Origin of the sequence: Niallia sp., from assembly GCF_031978665.1 — a bacterium.
Classification (GTDB): domain Bacteria; phylum Bacillota; class Bacilli; order Bacillales; family Cytobacillaceae; genus Niallia.
Genome location: NZ_DALZDK010000006.1, coordinates 132,660 through 142,112 on the forward strand (window position 1 = coordinate 132,660; position 9,453 = coordinate 142,112).

Here is a 9,453-nt window from a genome sequence, read left to right on the forward strand (position 1 = left end):
ACACAGGAAAAGAGCAGTATCACTCGAAAATTTTATTTATAGAAAGAGGGTCTGAATGCATAATTATAAGCGGATCTGCCAATTTCAGCCGCAGAAATCTCTATGATTTTAACCTGGAAACAGATATTAAAATTATCGCCAAAAAAGATACTAAAATAACGAAGGAAACAAAATCATATTTCCAAAAACTATGGACAAATGATGGTGGAATATATACGAAGGAAGTAGATACACAAAGAAAATTACCACTTTTTCGCTATATAATATATCGACTGCAACGATTATTATGGTTTACGACATATTAATTTCATTCATAATTTCTGGTCCTTTTCAAATAATAGTAACAACTATGATTTACACGCACTGCACTTAGCAAGATCCTATCGGAAAGACATTATCCGATTTTTTCAAGAGTTATCTGTTACGACACAGCATTGTTATGAAGAATGTACAGAATTATTAATCGAAAAAGGGGCTTTAAGTCGTGCCCCTCAAGTCTCAATGCCTGAACAAGTGGATATGGTAGTAAGTACACAATATTTAAAAGGAAGTAATATATTAGGGGATAAAAGAGTTTTAAATACAGTGGAAGTTTCCTTTGTCTATCAATCGATTGAAAGCAATAGCATTGGACAACAGTTAATTACGGGATTTGCGCAAGTATCAAGAGACCCAGAGGTGAAAAAGTACTTTGTAAAAGGGAAAGAACTGTCAAAAAAAATTATTACCAAGCTTTCGAAAAAATTAATGGATGATGATATTCAAGTTCCTATAGCGTGGGTAGGTAGTCCGACGATTTCAACGGTTTCTCCGTTCTCCGATAAACTAATGATGTATTGCATCAGTCTGTTTTGCAGCTTCGGTCTTGGAAGTAACGCTGTTGGAACGACATTTAGTTTGCGTAAGGACTTATCCGCCACCTTTCTTCCGCTTACTACTCAAATTTATGATTACGCGGTACAAGGGGCAGAATTAATGGCGAAAAAAGGGTATACAGAAGAACCGCCGAGCATGGAAAATCGTAATAATATCATCAACAAAAATTAACCCTCTTATTGCTCTTAAGTAGTGTCATTGCATTTTGCTTATCAGTAACTGGAAATAATGCTATGATTACCTTATAAATGAACTGATAAGGGAGATGGCGGTGGAGTGACTGGATTTTTGAGCGAAGAAAAAGATTTTGGGTACAGATTAACTAAGCTTTCTGAAATGAGCGAGAAATTTTCAGAAAGAGCCAAGGAAGTCGATGAGAATGGATCGTTTCCTTTTGAAAATATGAAAGAACTACAGCAATCTGGCTATACAGCTTTAACAATCCCTAAGGAATATGGCGGACAAGAACTCTCATTATATGAATTAGTAAGGTTTCAGGAAGTCATCGCTCAAGGAGATGGTTCTACAGCTTTATCCATTGGCTGGCATATGGGTGTTGTAAGAAATCTGCATGAGGCAAATTGGGATAAGGAAACACTAGAAGAAGTTTATGGGGAATTGCTAAAGGGTGCCTTAATAAATGGAGCAGCGACCGAACCGCAAACAGGAAGCCCGACAAGGGGCGGGAAACCACAAACTACTGCAGAAAAAAAGGGCGGAAAATGGGTTATTAATGGTCATAAATCCTTTACTACTATGTCGCCTGTTTTAGATTATTTTCTCGTGACTGCATCCATAAAGGATTCAGAGGACGTAGGGAATTTTCTAATCCCAAAAGAAAGTAATGGGATTCGAATCGAAGACACTTGGGATAGCATTGCCTTAAAGGGAACTGGAAGTAATGATGTGTATTTTGAAAAAGTAGAAATTCCTGCTCGTTATTATGTAGAAAAATTGGAAAGACGGAAAAAAGTCAATCCTTGGCTACTACATATTCCTGCATGTTATATAGGAATAGCTGGCGCTGCACAAAAAGAAGCAGTGACTTTTGCAAAAAACTATTCCCCGAATAGTATACACGGAACCATTAGCGACATTCCAAGCGTACGTGCAAAAATAGGGGAAATAGAATTAAAAATGCAAACTGCTAAACACTTTTTATATTCAGTAAGTAAAAAATGGGATGAAGCGGATAAAGAACAACAATTACAATTACTTCCAGAATTAAGTGCGGTGAAATTAGTTGTGACCAATACAGCAATCGAAGTAGTCGATATTGCCATGCGCATTGTCGGGGCACGTAGTCTATCAGCAAAAAGCCCGTTACAACGATACTACCGAGACGTACGAGCTGGCTTACATAACCCACCAATGGAAGATATGACTATCGAACAACTAGCAGTAAAATCATTGAATGAGTTTTGATGAACGGACAATAAAAAAGATTGCCTATAATAGAAAGCAATCATAAATGATTGTAGTCAAATTACATGCCATAATAGGTAGTTTGACTACGTATTTTTCGTTTTGGATTAAAATTTACAAATTATTACTGTGCTACTTTTTAACTAACCTTTTTCAAATCAGCTCTCACTTTATACGTTCGATAAAGACGAAGGAAATAACTTTCTATTCGAAACGCCCCATTTATGTATCTTTTCAACCCGGCAACTACTAATTCTTCTATCAAAATCAAACCTATGAAAGCATAAATAAAAACACTCAAAATAATCCCCCACCTTCATGCTCAAGCTACTATTTCTATACCTTTTTTTCTTGCAATTCAAACAATAGTTGATCATAAAATTATATGAACAACTTTGCTTTTAAGAACATAAATATAAAAAGAAAATTCCTACAAAAAAATAGTGTGAAACCATTGAAAAATCTACAAGAATGACGCATAATCATATCTTGAATCAATACTTTTCTTAAAACAAAATCACTTATTCTCAATAAGAAGTGATATTACCCAATAATCGGGATAAAAAATACACAATATAAAGGGAGATGGAAAATGAAAATAAGAGTTTCTGCCGTACAATATAAACTAGAAAACATTAAGTCTTTTGAAGAATTTGCAAAACAATGTGAGCATTATGTTCGAACAGCACTAGAGTTTGGTGCGGAATTTGTCTTATTCCCTGAATTTTTTACAACCCAGCTATTATCTATGGGAGATGAGAATAACGCCTTAACCATTAATGAATTACCTGGATTTACTGAGCAGTATCAGGATTTATTCAGGTCATTTGCTGTTCAAACTGGAATGCATATTATCGGTGGAACTCATGTCATTCGCAGAGAAGACAAATTATATAATGTAGCGCATCTGTTTTATCCAGATGGCAGAATAGAAGAACAGGCAAAGCTCCATATCACGCCTACAGAAGTGTATGAATGGAATATGGAAAAAGGCGATGCTTTCCGGATTTTTGATACGGAAAAAGGGAAAATCGCGATTTTAACTTGTTATGATATTGAATTCCCGGAAATCGTCCGTATGGCAAAGGCAAAAGGAGCAGATGTTATTTTTTGCCCATCTTGTACAGACGACCGCCATGGCTTTCATCGTGTCCGCTATACTTGTCATGCTAGAGCGATTGAAAATCAAGTATATGTTGTCGTAACTGGAACAGTTGGCACGCTTACGAATGTGGATTTTATGCGTGCCAACTTTGGGCAGGCAGCAGTCATTACACCAAATGATATCCCGTTTCCGCCAAAAGGAATTCTCGTAGAAGGCGAGCTTAATAATGATATGGTTGTTACAGCAGACTTAGACCTTTCTTTATTATATGAAGTAAGAGAGAGAGGTTCTGTAACTACTTGGAGAGATAGAAGAACCGATCTTTATCCTGACTGGAATTCCACTGTGGAAGGATGATGTTCAAATGCTTCATAGTGAATTTTATCTGTTTGAGGAGGAAAAGCCGCTTCGATGTACCGTTAGAAACTATCAGGAAAATGATTTTCAAGAACTAATTGCTATACAATCCGAATGCTTTCCACCACCATTTCCAGACGAATTATGGTGGAATGTCGAACAATTATCCAGTCATCTTATCCATTTTCCAGAAGGAGCAATCTGTGTCGAAGTAAATGGGGAGCTTGCAGGTTCCTTGACATGTCTTCGTATATCTTATGATCCCGCTCATCCCCATCATACATGGGAGGAAATAACGGACAATGGCTATATATCAACACATGATGAAAATGGAAATGCGTTATATGTGGTGGATATAAGTATTCGTCCTAAATTTCGAAAGCTTGGTTTAGGAAAGCTACTAATGCAGAATGCCTACTATGTAGTGATCGAATTAGGATTAGATCGATTACTTGGAGGCGGCAGAATGCCAGGCTATAAAAAGTATGCAGAGAATCTATCACCAGAGGAGTATTTAAAGCATGCTCTGTCAGGAAAATTAAAAGATCCTGTAATCACGTTTTTATTACGGTGTGCAAGAACGCCAGTTACCATACTACCTCATTATTTGGAAGATGAAGAATCATTGAATCACGCAGTTTTAATGGAATGGAAAAATCCTTTTAAGTAAATGATAAATTAACATGGATGTCTTATGAAGCATTGTATTAAGGCGGGAACCGAGTCAGTTTGGTTCCTGTTAAAAACAAATGCTCGCCATAAGACATTTTTTATTTTAAAAAATATTAAGTAAATAAAAATTTATCTTGACTTGTAATTGATTTAGTTCTATATTATTAATTGCTTAATAGTTAAGTAGTTAAATATTTATCGGTGAAATATCTTGGAGAGGATGGGAGATTTGTGCAAAATGGCGAAGAGCTTTTTGAAGTCGCAGCAATGTTTGGCACATTTATAAAAAATTTAACAAGTGATTTTAATAAAAATAGTAGTGAAGTAAATATCACACAATATAAAATGCTCTTTTATCTAAATAAAGAAGGAGCACAGAATGTATCTGATATTGCTAAAAATATCCATATTACCAACGCTGCTGTAACAAGTATTTCTGATCAATTACTAGCCAATGACTATATAACAAAGGTTCGATCAAAAGAGGATCGAAGAGTTGTTCATATAACGATTACCGAAAAGGGAAAAGAATTGGTAAATAATATGAAGAAAGAACAGTTAGTTCAAATGAAGGAACATTTTAGGAAGTTAACAGAGGAAGATATTCAACATTTAAAACGAATTTTCAAATTATTAAACGAAAATTTCTAACAATTTTATAAAGAAAAGAGAGAATGCAATGGAACATTTAACACATAAGAAAAAACTGTCGATTATGATTGCCATAATGGCAGCGATGTTTTTTGCAGCTATTAACCAGACAATCGTTAGTACTGCAATGCCAAAAATTATTTCTATCCTTGATGGGATGGATTACTATACTTGGACAATAAATATATACATGCTTACATCAACTATTGCTACTGTATTAGTTGGAAAGCTATCTGATATGTATGGACGTAAACCGTTCTTATTAATTGGGATTTTATTATTTATGGTAGGTGCTTTTTTAACAGGTACATCTAATGATGTATTCCAATTTATTGCTTACCGTGGTATTCAAGGTATTGGTGCTGGTATTATTCAGTCATCTGCATTTACAGCGGTTGGAGATTTATTCCCGCCACGAGAGCGTGGGAAATGGATGGGCTTATTAACAGCCGTATTTGGTTTCTCCAGTGTACTTGGACCTCTTTTAGGAGGATACTTAGTGGATCACTTAGATTGGCATTGGTTATTCTGGATCTTCTTACCAATTGGTATTATTGCATTCGGAATGATTATGGCATTATTCCCTAAAGTAGAGGGAAGTGGCAAACAAAGCATCGACTATATTGGTTCCTTCTTTATGACGATTGCTATTGTGCCATTACTATTAGCTTTCTCATGGGCAGGTACAGAGTACGCATGGGGTTCTGCTCAAATTCTTGGATTAATTGCTGCAAGTATCGTTTTTGCGATTGTCTTTGTATTAGTGGAAAAGAAAGTGAAAAATCCAATTTTACCGCTACATCTATTCAAAAATAATATCGTTACTGTATCGAATGTAATTGGATTTATTATGAACTTTGGTATGATGGGCGCTATGATTTATCTTTCCTTCTTCGTTCAGGGAGTGTTAGGTATTTCACCTACTTATGCTGGTTATGTAACAATGCCAATGTCTATTGTAATGGTTATCTCAAGTACTATCATTGGTCAATTGATTTCAAAAACAGGTAAGTATAAACGCTTTGCATTAATTGGAGTACCAACCATGATTGCTGGTATGGCAATTATGATTTTTATGAATAGTGTACCAATGGCAATCTTAAGTATGATTGTATTTGGATTAGGTCTTGGTATTGGTATGCCAGTATTTTCAATTGCTACACAAAACGCTGTTTCTCATAAAGAGTTGGGAGTTGTAACAGCTTCAACACAACTATTCCGTAACCTTGGTGGTACTATCGGTATCGCAGTAATGGGAACGGTTATGGCTAACAATTTAAAAACAAACTTGGAAAATACAATGCAAAATTCTCCTGTAGTGAAGGATTTAGCAACATTGGATCCTCAAGTTACAGAGAAAATCGTTGGCTTCGCAAATCCGCAAGCTTTAATGAATAAGCCATTACTTGAGCAAACAGAAGCAAGTCTCCCTGCAGATGTTCAGCCAATTTTTGTGAAAATGATTGAAGGAATTAGAGAGGCTTTAGGTGATACCTTATCAACTGTATTCTTAACTGGTACAATCGTATTAGTTGTTGCCTTTTTATTAGTATTTTTCTTAAAAGAAATTCCACTACGTACATCGAACCAAGCTTCTCCTGAAGGGGAGAAAGAAGAAGATATCGTCCTTGATAGACAAAACTCTTAAGAATTAGAGAGAATTGGCTGTATTTCAAATACTTGGGATACAGCCTTTTTGTTTGTGGAAAAAATAAATTTTCACACAATCGGAAGTTTTTTCGCACAACCTTTTTTCTGTTATAATAAATTATAGTGACTGAATAAAAAAAGTAGGGATGTTAAATGAAAATCATCTGTTTTGGAGATAGCTTAACAAGAGGTGTCTCTTTTGTAAAAGGTAGGGTAAGAATCATCAAGGATAATTATCCCGCTTTTCTTGAAAAATTATTTTCTGTAAATAATCCAGAAGATACGATTGTCTTAAATAAAGGTGTATTTAATGATAATTCTGATTTACTAATGAAGCGATTGGAGAAAGATGTCTTATCAGAAGAACCAAATTATGTACTATTAAATGTTGGTGGAAATGATTGTAATTTTAAATGGCAAGAAGTGGCGGAGAATCCAAATAGTAACCATGATCCAATTGTTCCAATGAATCAATACATTGAAAATATCGGTCAAATGGTAACTAAAATGAAGCAATCTAATATCACGCCAATCTTATTAACTTTGCCACCACTTGATCCTGTTAGATATTATAAATTTATTGCCGATAAATATGGGACAACCATTAGTCATTGGATTAGCAGTTGCGGTGGAATTGAACATTGGCATAGTTTATATAATATTCAATTGAATAAATTAATTGAACAATTAAATCTTCCTAGTATAGATGTTCGGACAGCGCTCAAAAAAGCTGGAAACATTGCTGATTTTATTAGCGATGATGGTATTCACTTAAATTCTGAGGGATACAAGAAAATGAGTGATGTCATTTTTGAGGAAATGCTTCGCTTAACAGGCGCACAAAAAGAACAGCTATCTTAATGACTACATTCTTTTTGTAAAAGAGATCATTTGGCAAAACTAGCTATGGAAAATTTTTGGATTATGCTTTAAGATAAGGAAAAGCAGTCATCAATACTTCGGTATAGATAGTGGAGGAAATACGGATGAGTACATTGTATGAAAAAATAATTGCTGTTTTGCAACTAAAAGGACCAACGACCCTTTCCATTATTTATAATGAATTAAATAGTTTTTTAGGAGAGGAAGAAACAATGATTTCCATGTCCTCCATTAAGTCTGTTCTTTCCCGGAAAAAAGACTTATTCGAGGTTTGTGATGATCTCGTATCGATTCATCCAGATAAAGAAATAACGAAATTAATTGTTGAATATAAGGTAAATCAAGAACACTCTTTTAGTATCCATATCGATTTTGATCTTCATAATTATTTAATCCAAGAATGGAGTCAATTTCCAATTGTAGTACCTCCCGTTTTTAATAAAATGGAGCAAGAAGAATATGATGCTTTAAAGATGGAATTATATCGATTGAAAATATGGAATTGGGAAGAAGAACTTTTAGGAATTGATTCTGTTAAATGTACAGTGCGATTAATTACCGTCCACGCCTCTTACACTGTCGATTTAGTGAATTTACAGTCGAAGGAATGGAGACATATACAGAAAATTATTTCGCTCTTTACCGATTTGGAATTATTGCTGAAGTGATAAATAGAAGTAAAGCATATCAATAGCAAAATTGATATGCTTTTTTATTTGAATCATTCTATTAAAGCAATTAAAGGGGATTTTGGTTGCTTTATCTAAAAGATAGGTCAGATATTAACGATACATTGTCCATAATCCAATGTCTTCAAAGCCAATTTTTTTGTAAATTTTTCCGGCATTTGGATTATCATAAAACAGGCAAACATATTGTTTTTCATCTAATACATCATTCACAAGCGCTGTCATTAACGTACTAGCATAACCCTTATTTCTGTATTCCTTATGTGTACATACACCTACAATCATGGCAGATTGAGAATTTTCAGCAGTGGTAGAAACAGATGAGATAATTTCTCCTTTTTCATTTTCAAGAAAATATGTACGGCCAGTTTTTGCTTCGATTGCCTTTGTTAACATGTTTTTCGTTTGATCTGTTGTGCTAAATTCATCGATGGACCGTTGTAATGTCAAAATTCTATCGATATCAGCAACCTTTGCTTTTTTTATCGTTTCCGTTCGCTGCATTTCTTTTTTGGTTCCACATTGAGCAAAATAGGTTACTTTTTTCGTTCCTAATATTAGGTTAGGGAGGTTTTCAAATTTCTCAACAAAGTCGGTTCTACCTGATAAGGTTACAGGGGTATTATTTGATTCCATAATCGCAGCAAAAGCTGATACGTCAAAATGGTTCTTATCTTTGCAGTAAAATATATAGCTCTCAAAGTATTTAAGAAGAACGGCGTTGATGTCACCTTCATGAAATTCTCCCCAAAGCTTTTGAAAGGAAGCATGATAGCCAAATGCTTCAATGTCCCCAATGATAAAAAGGTTAATAGAAGGATCTTGAAGTAAAAAATCCATAACAATTGGATGATCTTTCTCTGTAAGTTCGCGAATCATTTGTGTTAACCTACTTTCTGTCTATGAAGTAATTTTTTGTTAGTTTATCATAATATTGTGAATTTAAATAGAGTTTGAAATAATTTTATTTTGCAAAATAATTAATTGAATAAAAATTGATTGGATAAGATTGAGCAGTTTTGATAATGAACGCTGAAAGAGCAAGAGGGCAAGGGAAAGTGGTCTTCATCAGGGGAATGAACACCAAAAGAGCAAAGTGGCAAGCAGAAAGTGGTGTTCATAAGAGGGATGAAAACCAAAAGAGCG

General features: G+C 34.6%; 11 protein-coding genes. 9 read left to right on the top strand and 2 right to left on the bottom strand.

The annotated features are described in order from the left end of the window. The 3 genes from RTL21_RS05165 to RTL21_RS05175 form a co-directional block, all read left to right on the top strand. Positions 1-305, top strand: a 305-nt coding sequence (locus tag RTL21_RS05165; RefSeq protein WP_312093996.1) for a phospholipase D-like domain-containing protein, incomplete at its 5' end; no start/stop codon positions are given. A gap of 196 nt (positions 306-501) precedes the next feature. Then, entirely contained in the window at positions 502-1,047 is a 546-nt protein-coding gene (locus RTL21_RS05170) for a DUF3231 family protein (protein WP_312093998.1), read from the top strand. Positions 1,048-1,212: 165 nt separating this feature from the next. After that, positions 1,213-2,301 carry an acyl-CoA dehydrogenase family protein gene (locus RTL21_RS05175; protein ID WP_312094000.1) on the top strand — a complete coding sequence of 363 codons (1,089 nt, stop codon included), beginning with the start codon at positions 1,213-1,215 and terminating at the stop codon, positions 2,299-2,301. 139 nt (positions 2,302-2,440) lie between these two features. Here RTL21_RS05175 and RTL21_RS05180 read toward each other — a convergent pair whose 3' ends face one another. Next, a complete protein-coding gene (locus tag RTL21_RS05180) occupies positions 2,441-2,602 on the bottom strand; it encodes a hypothetical protein (protein ID WP_312094002.1) in 162 nt (53 codons plus the stop codon). Between the two features lie 291 nt (positions 2,603-2,893). Here RTL21_RS05180 and RTL21_RS05185 point away from each other — a divergent pair, with 291 nt between their 5' ends. The 6 genes from RTL21_RS05185 to RTL21_RS05210 all read left to right on the top strand — a co-directional run bounded on the left by RTL21_RS05185 (position 2,894) and on the right by RTL21_RS05210 (position 8,286). Continuing rightward, positions 2,894-3,763: a carbon-nitrogen hydrolase family protein gene (locus RTL21_RS05185; protein ID WP_312094004.1), complete on the top strand. Its 870-nt coding sequence runs from the start codon at positions 2,894-2,896 to the stop codon at positions 3,761-3,763. A 7-nt stretch (positions 3,764-3,770) separates the two neighbouring features. Further along, complete coding sequence (locus tag RTL21_RS05190) at positions 3,771-4,433, top strand: GNAT family N-acetyltransferase (RefSeq protein ID WP_312094006.1); 663 nt, start codon at positions 3,771-3,773, stop codon at positions 4,431-4,433. A 233-nt stretch (positions 4,434-4,666) separates the two neighbouring features. Continuing rightward, a complete protein-coding gene (locus tag RTL21_RS05195; protein WP_312094008.1) occupies positions 4,667-5,086 on the top strand; it encodes a MarR family winged helix-turn-helix transcriptional regulator in 420 nt (139 codons plus the stop codon). A 28-nt stretch (positions 5,087-5,114) separates the two neighbouring features. Then, the gene (locus RTL21_RS05200; protein WP_312094010.1) at positions 5,115-6,734 is read left to right on the top strand and encodes an MDR family MFS transporter; all 1,620 of its coding nucleotides are present in this window, start codon (positions 5,115-5,117) and stop codon (positions 6,732-6,734) included. A gap of 155 nt (positions 6,735-6,889) precedes the next feature. Further along, complete coding sequence (locus tag RTL21_RS05205; RefSeq protein ID WP_312094012.1) at positions 6,890-7,597, top strand: SGNH/GDSL hydrolase family protein; 708 nt, start codon at positions 6,890-6,892, stop codon at positions 7,595-7,597. 125 nt (positions 7,598-7,722) lie between these two features. Next, positions 7,723-8,286, top strand: a complete 564-nt coding sequence (locus RTL21_RS05210; RefSeq protein WP_312094014.1) for a hypothetical protein — start codon at positions 7,723-7,725, stop codon at positions 8,284-8,286. A gap of 114 nt (positions 8,287-8,400) precedes the next feature. Here RTL21_RS05210 and RTL21_RS05215 read toward each other — a convergent pair whose 3' ends face one another. Then, the gene (locus tag RTL21_RS05215; protein ID WP_312094016.1) at positions 8,401-9,186 is read right to left on the bottom strand and encodes a GNAT family N-acetyltransferase; all 786 of its coding nucleotides are present in this window, start codon (positions 9,184-9,186) and stop codon (positions 8,401-8,403) included. Between the last annotated feature and the right edge of the window lie 267 nt (positions 9,187-9,453).

What these genes read in the sequence shown, in the direction of transcription:
- RTL21_RS05205 (WP_312094012.1), top strand. Translation starts at nt 6,890, where the DNA reads ATGAAAATCATCTGTTTTGGAGATAGCTTAACAAGAGGTGTCTCTTTT.
- RTL21_RS05210 (WP_312094014.1), top strand. Translation starts at nt 7,723, where the DNA reads ATGAGTACATTGTATGAAAAAATAATTGCTGTTTTGCAACTAAAAGGA.
- RTL21_RS05190 (WP_312094006.1), top strand. Translation starts at nt 3,771, where the DNA reads ATGCTTCATAGTGAATTTTATCTGTTTGAGGAGGAAAAGCCGCTTCGA.
- RTL21_RS05215 (WP_312094016.1), bottom strand. Translation starts at nt 9,186, where the DNA reads ATGATTCGCGAACTTACAGAGAAAGATCATCCAATTGTTATGGATTTT.
- RTL21_RS05170 (WP_312093998.1), top strand. Translation starts at nt 502, where the DNA reads ATGCCTGAACAAGTGGATATGGTAGTAAGTACACAATATTTAAAAGGA.
- RTL21_RS05175 (WP_312094000.1), top strand. Translation starts at nt 1,213, where the DNA reads ATGAGCGAGAAATTTTCAGAAAGAGCCAAGGAAGTCGATGAGAATGGA.
- RTL21_RS05200 (WP_312094010.1), top strand. Translation starts at nt 5,115, where the DNA reads ATGGAACATTTAACACATAAGAAAAAACTGTCGATTATGATTGCCATA.
- RTL21_RS05185 (WP_312094004.1), top strand. Translation starts at nt 2,894, where the DNA reads ATGAAAATAAGAGTTTCTGCCGTACAATATAAACTAGAAAACATTAAG.